The 229-nt window shown below is 61.1% G+C and carries 1 protein-coding gene; it reads left to right on the top strand.

Annotation, left to right across the window (positions count from 1 at the left end):
• A partial coding sequence (locus AC1RPW_RS08760; protein WP_481769575.1) for a styrene monooxygenase/indole monooxygenase family protein occupies nucleotides 1-229 on the top strand: 229 nt, incomplete at both ends.

The raw sequence follows: 229 nt of genomic DNA on the forward strand, positions 1-229 counted from the left end.
GCACTGGCCTACGTGACCGGTATGACGCCGCGTACGCCGTTCTCACGCATTGGCTTCAATATGATTCCTGGCGTGGGCGAGTACTTCAGCTTCCCGGCACTGACGTTGTCCGGCTTATGCGACATCATGGTTTTCGAAGGTGTGCCGGGCGGCCCGATGGATCGCTGGGCAGAGGCCCGCACGCCGGAGCAACATCTGGCCGAATGCCTGCGTGTCGTGCGTACTTATC

It is taken from the genome of Dellaglioa sp. CoH-55-MRSF-8 (assembly GCF_056782195.1).